The organism is Pseudomonas sp. MPDS (assembly GCF_013283895.1).
GTDB classification, from domain to species: Bacteria; Pseudomonadota; Gammaproteobacteria; order Pseudomonadales; family Pseudomonadaceae; genus Aquipseudomonas; species Aquipseudomonas rhizophila.
In genome coordinates this window covers 4506492-4521315 of the sequence record NZ_CP054128.1, presented here as the reverse complement: position 1 = coordinate 4521315, position 14824 = coordinate 4506492, and the positions used below count along the sequence as shown (strand labels likewise).

The following is a 14824-nucleotide window of genomic DNA, read 5'->3' as shown; positions in this document are numbered from 1 at the left end:
CGCCAGGGATCAATCGGATTCGGTTGAAGAGCTCATTTCAGTTGCCGGACGCTTACGGCGCTGTCCCCAGATGACGTTCAACGCAGCGGCTCCGCGCTCATGACCGAACTCCTTCATGACAATCGCGCAGGATTCGCAAGGAGGCAGGGTGGTGGCAAGCGTGATCGACTTGATGTCTTCAGGGTTTGGATACTTTTCGCTGATGTAGGCAATCAGTTTGCTTTCACTGTCCGCAGAGGTCACTCGACTGAGCCTGTCCGACGTGCCCGGAGCATCCATCAGATGAGGGATGGCGAGCAATTTTCCATCGGCGCTCAGAGTGAGGGAGGCAGGGTCAATCGCGTTCCTGATGCCATCAACATTGAAGTAAGTGGCCTCTTTGACGTTGACTTGCGTATAGCCACTGTGGGATTTGAACAGCGGCAGGTGCTGGGTGTAGTCCTCGATTCCGGAAACACTGACATATATTTCGTTGTTTCCGGATGCCGTGATGACGTGGGCAAAAGCTATGTTCTTTTGATTTTTGGTCGGAAGGGTTTTTTGCAGTTCTCGCATGGCGTCATTGATGGTCACCGCTCGGGTGGTGGGTTGAGACGGGCCGGTAATGGCCGGCGATGTAAAAAGCGCGTTGAAGATGCTTGCGGTTGATTTTTGTATGGCTTCGGGCGCTTGTGTGGTGGGTTGCCACACGGCTGCTCCGTTAGGCAAATCAGAGACAATCATTCTGGTGCGACGATCGAATAACACCGCCTCGGCGGGGTAGGTACTGACTTTCAACCACTTCATATTGGAGGGTGGATGGCTCGGTGCGCCAATGGGTATCGAAATTTCATCGATCTTGTCCAGTGCCCGTTCGACCTGGTCTCTGCCGTAGATTCGCGCGGCGTTGTTGGCGTTCAACGAACCGATATAAACCCGTTGCAGCTCTTCTCCCAAAGAGCCGGGCGTCAGGTCGCTTGGGCCAAGCCTTTTCAGGCTCAGAGCAGACTCGACACTCTCAGTGGAGAGCAATCTGGTCATGTAATAATCATCCGTGTTCAAGCGGGTGAATATGTACGTGAACTGCTCATCGATCGAGGGAATGATGAGCGCGCCGGTTTGATGGATATCGTCAATTTTTTCTGCCGAACCGGTTACTTTGATGCCACCGTACAGACCGGTTTGAAATTCCAGGGTCGCCGTAATGGTTTCTCTGGGGATGGGGACTCTGCTGGAGAGACCGATCCATTGCGGTTTGCCTTTGTAGGTGTTGAGCTTGCCGTCCTTGAGTTCATAGATTTTCCCTTCGAAGGCGAGCAGGGCGCGATCGTTGGGATGCTTGGGCGTGGAGGGATAGAACGTTGCGTCACCAAACCAGGGCGCCCAGCTTAACTCAGTGCTGAATTCTCCGGCGGGTGGGCGCTCGGCAGGTTTGTCTTGCACTACATACCTGGTTTTGCACACCTCATCCGGCGCACGACGAACACGGCACGCCAGTTTCCTGAAGGGTGGACTGTCATCCGGGTGGCTGATGCGACGCAGGGTTCCGGCCTTCAAACGATAGGGCACGCCATCCACATAGAAGAGGCGGCTGCCATCGGCTTCAAGCACTTCTAGTACCCGGGCATTTTCCGGTAACTCAACGAGGGTCTCGGTGTCGGTTTGCGCCCGTGTGTTGAAGTGGGAGCGGCCCGGTGACACGTCAGCACCCAGCCCAGGGCCGTAAGGCCTGGACGATAAAGGGTCAATCAAACGGTAATCGGCGCTGCCTGTGGCTGTGGTGTTGCGCACAGGAACATCGTCAACTCCGCGCACAGTGCTCAACTGGTCATTCATTGTCAGTGGACGCCAGCGGCCCGGGTCCGTGGCTTGGGCCATGCCTTGGACGAAATCGTATTGGCCGGCGCGCCCGGACAACGTCTTGAGACTCAGATAGCCCTTTTTACTGAACCTGTACACGCTCTGGCTGCCTGCCCGTAGCAAGGACGCAATGCCGTCGAGCGGGTTCAGGGTGGCGTTGAGCAAACTACCTGTCAGCGTTGCAAAGGCGGGCAGTGCTTTGCCAATGCTCAACTTGCCCGCGGCGCTGACCAACTTCAGCGAGCCTGACGCAAACTTGCCCATGGGTCGGGCGAATGCAACAAAATCTGTGAACAGGCCAAAGGCTCCACTCACCAGGCGATCACGGTCCCCCGAAGCCAAGTCTTCGATACTGCCCCAGAAGGGCACAAACATTTTGAGGATTTCCAGGTTTTTTTCACGCCTGGCCTTTTGACGGTCGAATTCGGTTTCGCCATAACAACTGTCGTAGAGCTGTTTTTCGTCAACGAAAAGCAGCTTCTCGCAAATGTACCGGGCCAGGTCCAGGGTGACTTTCGACTCCAATGTCCGCGGTAGAGTGTGGTTGGCGTCGCTATTGTTCGATTCGCCGAACGTGCCGCCAAGTGGGTCCAGGATGGCTTGGCATTCTTTGTGAGCGCCGGGGAGGGTGCCTTTTACGTGGGCATCCCAATCGAACGGAAGGGTTTTATGGCGAAGAACATCCACACTCACTGCCGAGCCGCGGCTGATTCTCCACTTTTCGATTTTGCGCTCTGCGCCAATATGGTGTGGCTGAATATCCGGTCGTGGGCGGATCACCCCAGCCCGCGGGAGCAGTTCGTAGTACGAGGTTTTGCGCTGGCTCGTCGTTTCCAGAATGAAGCCATTACGCGCGCGCAGGGGCAGCGTCTTATCTTCGGATTCATTGTTTGCTTCAATGCCCGTGGTTTCTTTTCTGAGGGTGTAGACCTTTGTCACGCCGTACTCCAGGGCTTGGCGATCAGCCAGGGGTAGGGATGCGAGCAGGTGGGTGATCAACGTGCGATAGGAACTTCTGATGAAGCTGAGGTAGATGTCGAAATGGGTTTTGAACGTTTGCTCGATATCGGGGAGCTTCCTGTCCTGCTGGGCAATAGCGCTAAAGCCGGGCCCGGCAAAGTTAGTCTGTAGGGTCGTATCGTGGTCGATCTTGAACCAGACATCGGTGATGACTTTTCCATCGGGCCGGGTGACGAACCATTTATGCTCAGTGAGTTGGCCGGCTGCATACACATCCACGAATGTGTAGGTTTGGGGGGCGAGTCTTGCGAGGGGGCCGCTGAGCCGAGTCACGGGGGCGGCGTAAGTGCTGGCCTCCTTCACCAGCTTCCTGCCATCCGTCACGAACCGGCCGTCTGCGAAGAGCTTCGCCATTTTAAGCCTGGCGATGTTCAGCCTCTCGGGGGGGCGGCTATCCAGCCAGTTGACCGCCCGGGTCATGCTATCGATGGTGAAGTCGAGCTTTTCTGCAGCAGTCTGTATGTCCTGCAGGGTGTAGTGCCCGTCGGCCTTATGGGCAACCAGGCCGTTTGTCACGGCCCATTCCAGCATGGGTTTCAATCTGGTCAGGGTGACCAGTTTCAGGTCATCAGCCGTGGCTTCACTGGCGTATTGGCCAGGGAAGTCGACCAGTTGCTGGAAACTCAGTCTTTGCAGCAACGTCGGGTCGATCGCGTCAGCAAGACCCACACCATGAGCAAAATTTACCCAGACGGTGGAGCTTCGGTAAGGCAGTTGCGACGGTATATCGTGAATCTGGAAGTGCGGCGGGAACAAGGATTGATAAAGACGCGCGAGCAGAATGGATTCGTTCACTGACGCGGCGCGTTTTGAAGACAGCAGATGCGCCTCGAACTCGGCCCGAATCTGCCCATAGCTTTTCCCCCAGTTGGACGAACGTTGCCACGGGTAACCGGCGATACTGTCCGGGCTCTCGTTTTGCTCGTTTTCAAGCCAAAGACGAATGGCGTGGGCGAGCAGCTTGGTGCATATCCCTGCAGCCGTGTCCTCACCGGGTCTGCCGCCAAACCAGCCCAGCACTTGCAATAACCTGGTTGCCAGTTTCCGGGCGTTCGTCGATTGCAGAATAGCCTCCAGATACGCCGAAGGCTTCGCCCGGATTTGCGTCGTCGTCAATGTGTCGATATCCGAAGCGCCCAGGTAGGCCAGCAATGGGGTGTGCGGCGTAGGCAGGAATTGACGCACTGTGTCAGTGATCAGGTTCTCAGTGTGGGGGCTCAGGGCGTCGATGTTTATTCCATGTCCAAGCCCCAGCGTGTGGTGAGCGCGTTTCTCTTCCAGCGCATTCATCGTGGCGTTGCGTTGCTCGGTGTTTTGCCGATTGCATGGGGTAATACCGTAAAACCAGGTCATTCGTGCAAATGTTACTTGGCCGTCGAAACGAATTTGCCCGCCTAATAGTCGAGCAGTTTTTTCAATCTTTGCACGCAGCCCGTTCCAAGAGGGGTCGTTGTTCAGTGGAATCTGAATGGTGGTTTCTCTGTTCCTTGACAGTGTCTCGTAGAGGGCTTTGCCGTCTTTTAAAGTGACTATCAAGTGGTAATGAGGGGCGCTCAGCGTTTTGCACAGCGCCTGATAGTTTTTATCCTGGATGAGCGTGTGCAGTGCTCGTTGTCCGGTTTCATTTTCCAACGCCATGGGTGAACAAAGCCTGGGCTTGACCAGGCTGTCGGCCAACGTCTGCAGCGGTATCTGATGGTTTCGAACGAGCGATAGCATGGCCTCGTAATCGCCCAGAAAACCCTGATGTTTCTCGGCATAAGAGGGTGTCGGGCTCAGACTCGTTGAAAGGCCGGAGGCGGCGGTAGATTGCATATGGAGGTTTCCTGGTGATTAACGAACGTTTCTCTACGCGCCTCGATAAAGTGCAAGGTCTAGAGAAGTTCCGTATCAAAACAGTCCAGGCAAACCCGGGGTGGTAGATATGTATGGGGTGCAGGAAAGTTGTAACGGCGTTTGGCAATTACCAGGGCTTTATCACCGCTGTTGTCTCAGGCATCCAGGGGCATGGGGTGTCAAATAGTGTCCGGCCTCTTGCGGGGAGCTGCTACGCCTCCTAGTCTTGCGGGAATGAGCGGTCTGAATGCTGATCGCCTACGCCTATGCAAGGGATCTCATGACTCAAGCGCGGACTCTCGGAACCCCCCGGTTGTTGGGCATCGTCTGGCCTTTTATCGCCGTCGTCCTGTTTCAGGCATTGTTGGGGGGTGTCAGTCTTTACGTGTTGTCTGCGGTGCGCGGCTACGTGGCGGGAGAAAGCCTTTGGTCCAAGGGTCAGAAAGACGCGATTTATTACCTCAATCTTTATGCCGACAGTCGCGACGAAACAATCTTTCAAAAGTACCAGCGGGCCATCGCCGTACCTGAGGGCGGGCATGAGCTGCGGGTGGCCCTGGACCGTCAGCCGCCGGATCTGGAGGCTGCACGGGCGGGAATCCTCAAGGGCGGCAACCACCCGGACGACGTGTCCAGTCTGATCTGGCTCTACCTGAATTTTCGACACTTCAGTTACCTGGAAGAGGCTATCGATCTCTGGACGGTGGGCGACGGCTACCTGATTGAACTAGATGACGTCGCCCGCCAGATGCACAGCCGGATTACCGCAGGTCAGGCTTCTGAGGCAGATATTCGCGGCTGGAAGGCGAAAATCTTTGCCATCAACGATTCCGTCACCCCGGCAGCCAAAGCTTTCAGCGATGCGCTGGGGGAGGGGTCGCGCTTCATCCTGCGCCTGTTGCTGGTGACCAACTTCGCCACCGCACTGGGGTTGATCGTGCTGGCGCTGTTGCGCACGCATAAACTGCTGGCCCAGCGGCAGGTCTTCGCCAATGCCCTGCAACTGGAAAAGGAGCGGGCGCAGATCACCTTGCAGTCCATTGGCGATGGCGTGATCACCACCGATGTGGAAGGGGCAATTGCCTACATGAATCCCGCCGCCGAAGCGATGACTCACTGGAAGGCCGAGCACGCCACGGGACTGCCTCTGGCCGCCCTGTTCAATTTGCTCGATGACAACGCCCAGAGTGAAGGCCTGACCCTGATCGAACATATTCTCAGCGGCCGGCTCGGTGGCGGCAGCGAGCATTCCAAACTGATCCAGCGCCTGGATGGCAGCACTGTGTCCGTCACGCTCGTAGGCGCGCCGATCCGCCATGCCGGCAAGGTCAGCGGAGCGGTGCTGGTGTTGCACGACATGACCCAGGAACGCCAATACATCGCCAACCTGTCGTGGCAAGCCACCCATGATGCGCTGACCGGCCTGGCCAATCGCCGGGAATTTGAATATCGCCTTGAGCAAGCCCTGCACAATCTGACGCGCCAGGTGGGGCGCCATGCATTGATGTTCCTCGACCTGGACCAATTCAAGCTGGTCAATGACACCTGTGGCCATGCAGCGGGTGACGAACTGTTGCGGCATATATGCGCACTGTTGCAATCGGGGCTGCGGGAAAACGACACCCTGGCCCGACTGGGGGGCGATGAGTTCGGTATCTTGCTGGAGAACTGCTCGCCGGAGGCCGCGGAAAAGATCGCCGAAGGGCTGCGCCAGACCGTACAGAACCTGCATTTTGTCTGGAAGGGCCGGCCATTCGTGACCACCGTGAGCATCGGTCTGGTGCATATCGCCCAAAGCCCGACGACGCTGGAGGCGTCCCTGCGTGCCGCCGATATGGCCTGTTACATGGCCAAGGAAAAGGGCCGTAACCGCGTCCAGGTCTATCACGCCGACGACTCGGAGCTGTCCCTGCGCTTTGGCGAGATGGCTTGGGTCCAGCGCTTGCACATGGCCCTGGAGGAGAATCGCTTCTGTCTTTATGCCCAGGAAATCGCCGCGCTGGGTCCGGGCGACCATGGCGGTGGGCATATCGAGATCCTGTTGCGCCTGCATGATGAAGCCGGAAGGATGATTCTGCCGGACAGTTTCATTCCCGCGGCAGAACGCTATGGCTTGATGACTTCCCTGGATCGCTGGGTGGTGGAAAACGTCTTCAAGATCATCCGCCAGTGCCTGAACGATTCGCGACAGGGACCGATGGCCATGTGTGCGATTAATCTGTCAGGCACAACTATCGGAGATCAGGCATTCCTTGATTTCCTGCGTAAACAGTTCGCGGCCTACTCGATTCCACCAGAAATGATTTGTTTTGAAATAACCGAGACCAGTGCTATTTCGAATTTGGGCAGCGCCATCCGCTTTATCAATGAACTCAAGAGCTTGGGTTGTTACTTTTCGCTCGATGACTTTTGTGCCGGAATGTCTTCATTCGCTTACCTGAAACATTTACCTGTAGACTTCCTGAAGATCGACGGGAGTTTCGTAAAGGATATGCTGGACGACCCGATTAACCGTGCAATGGTCGAGGTGATCAATCACATCGGCCACGTCATGGGTAAGCGCACGATTGCCGAGTTTGTTGAAACTACCCAGATCGAGCAGGCGTTGCTGGAGATTGGGGTGGACTACGCTCAAGGGTATGTGATTGAACGCCCGCAGTTGTTTACCTGTGATACGTTGCAATGCAGGCCGGCCCGGCCGCAGCCGCTGTTATTCAAGGCCCCCGGCACGTTCCGCTGAACCTCTTGTTGATCCGGAAAAAATCACAATCAAAAGGAGCCCGACAGTGATCGACACATTCAACCGAACAGGCCCGCTCATGGACGCCACAAGCTATCCGAAATGGGCACAACAGCTCATTACCGATTGCAGCGAGAGCAAGCGCCGGGTTGTCGAACACGAGCTGTATCAACGCATGCGCGATAACAAGCTCAGTGCCAAGACCATGCGCCACTACCTTATTGGTGGTTGGCCGGTCGTTGAACAGTTCGCCTTATACATGGCACAGAACCTCACCAAGACACGCTTTGCCCGCCATCCCGGCGAGGACATGGCGCGTCGCTGGCTGATGCGCAACATTCGTGTCGAACTCAACCATGCCGATTACTGGGTCAACTGGAGCGCCGCCCATGGCGTGACCCTGGAAGATCTGCAGGCGCAGCAAGTGCCACCCGAACTCCATGCGCTGAGCCACTGGTGCTGGCATACGAGTTCTTCTGACTCGCTGATCGTGGCCATCGCCGCGACCAACTATGCCATCGAGGGGGCAACCGGGGAGTGGTCGGCACTGGTGTGTTCCAGTGGTATCTACGCGGCGGCTTTCGCCGAGGAAGACCGCAAGCGAGCCATGAAGTGGCTGAAGATGCACGCCCAGTACGACGATGCTCATCCCTGGGAAGCCCTGGAAATCATCTGCACCCTGGCGGGCATGAACCCGAGCAAGGCCTTGCAGATCGAACTGCGCCAGGCTGTCTGCAAGAGCTACGACTACATGTACCTCTTCCTGGAGCGCTGCATGCAACTGGAGCAATCGGAATCGGTGGGGAAAACCTCATCGACCCGTGAGCGCCTGGCGTTGGCCGGGAGCTGATACCCGATAGCCAACCCAGGTGGGAGCGAGCGTGCTCGCGAAGGGGTCAGGACAGTCAACGGGGAGGTTGATTGCCTGATCGCCATCGCGAGCAGGCTCGCTCCCACATTTTCGACGGTGTTCACAGAATCTGTCATTGCTGGTTTTCAACCCGCCATCGCCAGCCGGTTGCGGCCCTCGCGCTTGGCCACGTACAACGCGTTGTCGGCCCTGCGCAGCAGGCTTTCGACTGACTCACCCGGCAGCAGCGTCGCGCAACCCAGGCTGACCGTCAGTTCGATCCTGGTGCCTGCGGCAAAATAATCCTGCGCCTGGGCGGCATGACGCAGTCGTTCTCCGACCAAGGCCGCGGCGTCCCGGCTGGTGTTCGAGAGCAGAATCAGGAATTCTTCGCCGCCGAACCTGAACACCATGTCCACATTGCGCAGCTGATTCTTGATGGCCTCGGCTACGCCCTTCAACACCTCATCGCCGATACCGTGCCCATGACTGTCGTTGACGCGCTTGAAATGATCGATGTCCAGCATCAACAGTGACAGCGGTTGCAAATGACGCTTGGCCATATCAATTTCACGGATCAGCGTCTGGTCCATGGCGATGCGGTTGCCGGTGCCGGTCAGTGGGTCACGCAGGGCGCTTTGGGTCGCGGCGCGGTAGAGCAGAGCATTGCGCAACGGAAACAGCAGCGTCGACAACACAGACTCAAGGTCGGCTTGTTCGGTCTCGGTGAAGCGTTGATTGCGGCGAAACACCAGCTCGCCCAAGTACTCGCTTTCATGGCTGAGGTTGTAGGTGAGGGTGTGATGCCCGCGTTGCCCCAGCTCCAGGCGCAGATCGCTGGGGCTGTGGCGGTAGATCAGCGCGTCCAGCGGCACCAGCCGCTGAACCTCACGAAAAAACAGCCCCAGGATCCGTTGCGGCTCCAGGCTGGTCTGCAATTGCTGGCTCAGCTGCTGACGCAACTGCGAAAGATTGACAGAGCGTGCCACCAGCGGTGACGGCTGGCCAAAGCCCAGGCGCTGCAGTTTGGCGCTGTCGAAATCAATCGCGTTGATCTGGGTTGGCGTTTTCATATGGCGTGAGCCCCTAAGCAAATCTGTCCTGACAGGTTGGGTGAGGCGGCTTTGGGCGGCGCGTCGTACTGGTCCTTCAGTCCCGTAGGACATCTGATTTGAGTTTAGTCCGCTTTACCTGGCAGGCATAAGTCTCATCTCAACATCCATTACCCGCCGAACATGGCGTGTTTGAGGATCTTTAGAGCGAAAGTCGTGCCATTCGGTTCAGTAGAATAAAAACCGATTGTAAATCAATGTATTGACTACAAACGGCGAGCGCGTCGTCGGCATGGGGCGACATGGACTTGGCGGTTCGCCTGGCTACGTATCGGGCGCAGGGACGTCGCGACGGTAAACCGACGCGACGCGAAGGTGAACAATTATTGGGCGTTGAACGCCTGACCGTTGACGCCTGTGCTATCCGGCCCCATGAGGTACAGGTAGACCGGCATGATTTCTTCAGGCGTAGGGTTGTTGAGCGGGTTTTCCCCCGGATAGGCCTGGGCGCGCATGCTGGTGCGGGTGGCGCCGGGGTTGATGCTGTTGGCGCGCATGGGTGCGACGGTCTCGACTTCGTCGGCCAGGGTTTGCATCAGCCCCTCGGTGGCAAACTTGGAGACGCCATAAGCCCCCCAGTAAGCCCGTCCCTTACGCCCGACGCTGCTGGAGGTGAACACCACGGACGCGTCCTTGGACAGCTTGAGCAGCGGCAGCAAGGTGCTGGTGAGCATGAACATGGCGTTGACGTTCACCTGCATCACCCGCATGAAGTTCTCGCCGGACAACTGCTCCAGCGGCGTACGCGGGCCGATGATCGAGGCGTTGTGCAGCAGGCCGTCCAGATGGCCGAATTCGGTTTCAATCATCGCCGCCAGTTCATCGTACTGATGGGGCAGGGCGGTTTCGAGGTTGAACGGGATTACCACCGGCTGTGGATGCCCGGCCGCTTCGATTTCATCGTAGACCTGGGTCAGGTTGGCTTCGGTCTTGCCCAGCAGCAATACAGTAGCGCCGTGGGCGGCATAGGCCTTGGCGGCTGCGGCGCCGATGCCGCGACCAGCGCCGGTGACCAGGATGACCCGGCCATTGAGCAGGTCGGGGCGGGCGGAATACTCAAACATAAAAAAACCTCAACAATTAAAGCAGCACGGTTCCTGTGGCACAGAACTGTCATGGCGAGTGAGCTTTTGTGGCGAGGGAGCTTGCTCCCGCTCGGCGGCGAAGCCGTCGCCAGCTGACTCAGGGACCGCTTCGCGGTCCAGCGGGAGCAAGCTCCCTCGCCACAAGAGCGGTCAGCTCAGCAACTGCACAACGCGTTATCCAGCACTTCACGCAGCGCCGAGGGGTGATCGATCACCACATCCGCGCCCCAATGGTTCGGGTTGTCGTCCGGGTGAATGTAGCCGTAGGTCACCGCGCAGGTCCTGGTACCGGCGCTGCGGCCAGACTCGATGTCCCGCAGGTCGTCGCCCACGAACAATACGCTGGCCGGATCCAGGTCGAGCATCTTGCACGCCAGAGTCAGCGGTTCGGGGTCCGGCTTGCTGTTCTTTACATGGTCGGGGCAGATCAGCACTTTCGAGCGTTCGGCCAGGCCTAGCTGCTGCATGATCGGCTCGGCAAAGCGCACCGGTTTGTTGGTGACCACCCCCCAGATCAGGTTGGCGGCCTCAATGTCGGCCAGCACCTGGGCCATGCCGTCAAACAGGTGGCTGTGCACCGCGCAGCCCTTGAGGTAGCGGTCGAGGAATTCCTGGCGCAGTTCCTCGAAACCCGGCGACTCCGGGTCCATGGAGAAGGTCACCGCGACCATCGCCCGGGCGCCGCCGGAAATTTCGTCGCGAATATGCTGCGTGTTCATCGGTGGCAGGCCACGGTCGGCACGCATGGCCTGGCAGATGGCGATGAAGTCCGGCGCGGTGTCGAGCAGCGTGCCGTCCATGTCGAAGAGAACCGCTTTGAGACGCATCGACTTACTCCTCGCGCAAGGTCTGGATCATGTAGTTGACATCAACGTCGGCGGCCAGCTTGTAGTGCTTGGTCAGCGGGTTGTACGTCAGGCCGATGATGTCCTTGACGGTCAGCCCGGCCATGCGGCTCCAGGCCCCCAGCTCCGAAGGCCGGATGAATTTCTTGAAGTCGTGAGTGCCACGTGGCAACAGCTTCATGATGTATTCGGCGCCGATGATGGCGAACAGGTAGGCCTTCGGATTGCGGTTGATGGTGGAGAAGAACACCTGGCCACCGGGCTTGACCATGCGAAAGCACGCGCGGATGACCGATGATGGATCCGGTACGTGTTCAAGCATTTCCAGGCAAGTGACCACATCGAACTGCTCGGGCATTTCCTCGGCCAAGGCTTCGGCGGTGGTCTGCCGGTATTCCACGCTGACGCCGGATTCCAGTTGATGCAGTTGCGCAACCGCCAGCGGTGCTTCGCCCATGTCGATGCCCATCACCGTCGCTCCGCGCTGGGCCATGGCTTCGCTGAGGATGCCGCCGCCGCAGCCGACATCGAGCACCTTCTTGCCAGCCAGGCTGACTCGCTCGTCAATCCAGTTGACCCGCAGCGGGTTGATATCGTGCAGCGGTTTGAATTCGCTTTCACGGTCCCACCAGCGATGGGCCAGGGCTTCGAATTTGGCGATTTCAGCGTGGTCGACGTTGCTCATGTGCAGATCCTCGAAAAACTTGAAAAATCGTAGGGCCCGAGCCGTGGCTCAAGGGGCCTGGTTATTCGTTGTGGCCGCTGATGCGACGACCCCATGCCTGTGCCGTGGCACTGAGCTGCGATTCGTCCAGGCGGGTCAGGCGGCCGTCCTCAAGCAAGGGCTTGCCGGCCACCCACAGATGTTTCACGCAGTCGCGACCGGTGGCGTAGATCAGTTGCGACACCGGGTCATAGACCGGCTGCTGGGCCAGTCCCGACAAGTCAAAGGCCACCAGGTCGGCGGCCTTGCCGACTTCCAGCGAGCCGACCGTCGCTTCGATGCCCAGCGCCCGGGCGCCATTGAGCGTGGCCATGCGCAACGCCCGGTGGGCGTCCAGGGCCGTGGCCGAACCGGCGACGGCCTTGGCCAGCAATGCGGCGGTACGCGTCTCGCCCAACAGGTCCAGATCGTTGTTGCTCGCCGCCCCGTCAGTGCCGACCGCGACATTGACCCCGGCCTGCCACAAGCGCTCCACCGGGCAGAACCCGCTGGCCAGCTTCATGTTCGATTCCGGGCAGTGGATCACGCTACAGTTGCTTTCTACCAGCAACGCCTGATCTTCATCGCTGACCTGAGTCATGTGCACCGCCTGAAAGCGTGGCCCCAGCAGGCCCAGTCGCCCAAGCCGGGCCATGGGTCGCTCACCGGTGTTATCCACAGCCTGCTGTACTTCGAAGGCGGTTTCGTGAACATGCATATGAATGGCCGCGTCCAGTTCTTCGGCGATCACCCGGATTTTTTCCAGGTTCTCGTCGCCGACGGTGTAGGGCGCATGGGGGCCGAATGCCACTTTGATCCGTGGATGATGCTTGAGGTCGCCAAACAATTCGATGCCCTGACGAATGGCATCGTCGGCGCTGGCGGCACCGGGGATCGGAAAATCGAGGATCGGAACGGCGATTTGTGCGCGGATACCGCTGTTATGCACACGCTCGCTGGCAACCTTGGGGTAGAAATACATGTCCGAGAAACACGTGATGCCGCCCTTGAGCTGCTCGGCGATCGCCAGGTCAGTGCCGTCGCGAACAAAATCTTCGTCGACCCATTTGCCCTCGGCCGGCCAGATGTGTTGTTCAAGCCAGGTCATCAGGGGCAGGTCGTCGACCAGCCCGCGGAACAGGGTCATCGCCGCATGGCCGTGGGCGTTGATCAATCCGGGGCTCAGGAGCATGCCCGGCAGTTCGCGGACCTGGGCTGAGTCACACTTCAGGGCTTCTGCCCGTGGACCGATGAACACGATGCAGCCGTCGCGGATGCCCAGGCCATGATCCTTGAGCACGACACCGGCGGGTTCGACAGGCACCAACCAGGTCGGCAGCAGTAATAAGTCGAGCGCAACGGCAGGCTTGGGCATCGTGGAACGGTTCCATGGCGTATAAAAGATGGCGAAGTATACCCGAGCGTCTTCGCGGAGGGATCGCTATAATCGGCGGCTTTTGTTCATGAGTGCGGGGTGTGGGATGCGCGATCGACTGTTGGCTGCGGAGAAGGTGAAGGCCATCGATTGGCGTGATGGCGCCCTCTATCTGTTGGATCAGCGTATTTTGCCGTTCGAGGAAACCTGGATCGCCTATACCTCGGCGGCCGGCGTGGCCGAGGCCATTCGCTCGATGGTGGTGCGGGGCGCGCCGGCCATCGGCATCAGTGCGGCCTATGGCGTAGTGCTGGCAGCGCGGGCGCGGGTGGCCGAGGGCGGGGACTGGCAGGCGGCGCTGGAGGCTGATTTTGCCCTGCTGGCCGACTCCCGGCCGACGGCAGTGAACCTGTTTTGGGCGCTTGACCGGATGCGCGACCGGCTGGGGCGCTTGAAAGAGCACGCCGAACCGCTGGCGGCCCTTGAGGCCGAAGCCATCGCAATCCATGAAAGCGACCGCGAAGCCAACCTGACCATGGCTCAGTTGGGTGTCGACCTGATCCGCAAGCATCAGGGCAACGCCCAGGCCATCCTGACCCATTGCAATACCGGCGCCCTGGCCACCGGCGGCTTTGGCACGGCCCTTGGCGTGATCCGGGGGGCATTCCTCGAGGGCATGGTCGAGCGCGTCTACGCCGACGAAACCCGTCCGTGGCTGCAAGGCTCGCGCCTCACCGCGTGGGAGTTGGCCAATGAAGGCATTCCGGTGACCCTCAATGCCGATTCCGCCGCCGCCCACATCATGAAGACCAAGGGCGTGACCTGGGTCATCGTCGGCGCCGACCGCATCACGGCCAATGGCGACGTGGCGAACAAGATCGGCACCTATCAACTGGCGGTCTGCGCCATGCACCATGGCGTGCGCTTCATGGTGGTGGCGCCGAGTTCGACCATCGACATGAACCTGGCCAGCGGCGAAGACATTCCGATTGAAGAGCGCGACGGGCGCGAACTGCTGGAGGTTGGCGGCAAGCGGGTCGGGGCGGAGGTGGATGCCTTCAACCCGGTGTTCGACGTCACCCCGGCGGACCTGATCGACGCCATTGTCACCGAGAAAGGCATCGTCGAGCGCCCGGATACGGCGAAGATGGCGCAGTTGATGTGTCGCAAGCGGTTGCACTGAAGGCTTTGAGTGTCGGATCGGCCCCTATCGCGAGCAGGCTCGCTCCCACATTGGATCGGTGTTGTGGCCGGAATCTTCGGCATACACAGATCCCCCGTGGGAGCGAGCCTGGCTCGCGATGAGGCCCTGAAAGTCAGCAAATGAGCCTGAATTGAACCTCAAATCTGCTTTCGGCAAGCCTCTAAGCCCCTCTCGTCCCATATCAGCCTGTCACCGGTCAACTAACTATGCTCCAT

Annotated in this window: 9 protein-coding genes; 3 read left to right on the top strand and 6 right to left on the bottom strand. The window is 58.9% G+C overall.

Annotation, left to right across the window (positions count from 1 at the left end; translation table 11 throughout):
- Positions 1-9: 9 nt before the first annotated feature.
- The gene (locus tag HQ912_RS19810; protein ID WP_173407203.1) at positions 10-4674 is read right to left on the bottom strand and encodes a deaminase domain-containing protein; all 4665 of its coding nucleotides are present in this window, start codon (positions 4672-4674) and stop codon (positions 10-12) included.
- A gap of 301 nt (positions 4675-4975) precedes the next feature.
- Between HQ912_RS19810 and HQ912_RS19805 the strand changes: the two genes are divergently transcribed.
- Together HQ912_RS19805 and HQ912_RS19800 are read left to right on the top strand one after the other, a co-directional pair.
- The gene (locus HQ912_RS19805; RefSeq protein ID WP_047226416.1) at positions 4976-7435 is read left to right on the top strand and encodes an EAL domain-containing protein; all 2460 of its coding nucleotides are present in this window, start codon (positions 4976-4978) and stop codon (positions 7433-7435) included.
- Positions 7436-7514: 79 nt separating this feature from the next.
- Positions 7515-8285 carry a TenA family transcriptional regulator gene (locus HQ912_RS19800; protein ID WP_370695177.1) on the top strand — a complete coding sequence of 257 codons (771 nt, stop codon included), beginning with the start codon at positions 7515-7517 and terminating at the stop codon, positions 8283-8285.
- A 146-nt stretch (positions 8286-8431) separates the two neighbouring features.
- Here the strand turns inward: HQ912_RS19800 and HQ912_RS19795 are convergent, their stop codons facing one another.
- The 5 genes from HQ912_RS19795 to HQ912_RS19775 all read right to left on the bottom strand — a co-directional run bounded on the left by HQ912_RS19795 (position 8432) and on the right by HQ912_RS19775 (position 13405).
- A complete protein-coding gene (locus HQ912_RS19795) occupies positions 8432-9358 on the bottom strand; it encodes a GGDEF domain-containing protein (RefSeq protein WP_047226301.1) in 927 nt (308 codons plus the stop codon).
- Between the two features lie 362 nt (positions 9359-9720).
- Positions 9721-10461 carry a YciK family oxidoreductase gene (locus tag HQ912_RS19790; protein WP_047226302.1) on the bottom strand — a complete coding sequence of 247 codons (741 nt, stop codon included), beginning with the start codon at positions 10459-10461 and terminating at the stop codon, positions 9721-9723.
- A gap of 176 nt (positions 10462-10637) precedes the next feature.
- Entirely contained in the window at positions 10638-11309 is a 672-nt protein-coding gene (gene mupP, locus HQ912_RS19785) for an N-acetylmuramic acid 6-phosphate phosphatase MupP (RefSeq protein ID WP_047226303.1), read from the bottom strand.
- 4 nt (positions 11310-11313) lie between these two features.
- Positions 11314-12012, bottom strand: a complete 699-nt coding sequence (gene ubiG / locus HQ912_RS19780; RefSeq protein WP_047226304.1) for a bifunctional 2-polyprenyl-6-hydroxyphenol methylase/3-demethylubiquinol 3-O-methyltransferase UbiG — start codon at positions 12010-12012, stop codon at positions 11314-11316.
- Between the two features lie 61 nt (positions 12013-12073).
- Positions 12074-13405, bottom strand: coding sequence for a TRZ/ATZ family hydrolase (locus tag HQ912_RS19775; RefSeq protein ID WP_173407202.1), 1332 nt, complete (start codon positions 13403-13405; stop codon positions 12074-12076).
- Between the two features lie 106 nt (positions 13406-13511).
- On the opposite strand from HQ912_RS19775, the gene mtnA reads away from it, so the two are divergent.
- On the top strand, positions 13512-14588 hold the full coding sequence (mtnA, locus tag HQ912_RS19770) for an S-methyl-5-thioribose-1-phosphate isomerase (RefSeq protein WP_107322146.1): 1077 nt from the start codon (positions 13512-13514) through the stop codon (positions 14586-14588).
- Positions 14589-14824 lie beyond the last annotated feature (236 nt).

Bases quoted from the DNA above. Each gene is read 5' to 3' on its own strand.
- ubiG (WP_047226304.1), bottom strand. From the start codon at position 12,012: ATGAGCAACGTCGACCACGCTGAAATCGCCAAATTCGAAGCCCTGGCC.
- HQ912_RS19775 (WP_173407202.1), bottom strand. From the start codon at position 13,405: ATGCCCAAGCCTGCCGTTGCGCTCGACTTATTACTGCTGCCGACCTGG.
- mtnA (WP_107322146.1), top strand. From the start codon at position 13,512: ATGCGCGATCGACTGTTGGCTGCGGAGAAGGTGAAGGCCATCGATTGG.
- HQ912_RS19810 (WP_173407203.1), bottom strand. From the start codon at position 4,674: ATGCAATCTACCGCCGCCTCCGGCCTTTCAACGAGTCTGAGCCCGACA.
- HQ912_RS19805 (WP_047226416.1), top strand. From the start codon at position 4,976: ATGACTCAAGCGCGGACTCTCGGAACCCCCCGGTTGTTGGGCATCGTC.
- HQ912_RS19795 (WP_047226301.1), bottom strand. From the start codon at position 9,358: ATGAAAACGCCAACCCAGATCAACGCGATTGATTTCGACAGCGCCAAA.
- HQ912_RS19790 (WP_047226302.1), bottom strand. From the start codon at position 10,461: ATGTTTGAGTATTCCGCCCGCCCCGACCTGCTCAATGGCCGGGTCATC.
- mupP (WP_047226303.1), bottom strand. From the start codon at position 11,309: ATGCGTCTCAAAGCGGTTCTCTTCGACATGGACGGCACGCTGCTCGAC.
- HQ912_RS19800 (WP_370695177.1), top strand. From the start codon at position 7,515: ATGGACGCCACAAGCTATCCGAAATGGGCACAACAGCTCATTACCGAT.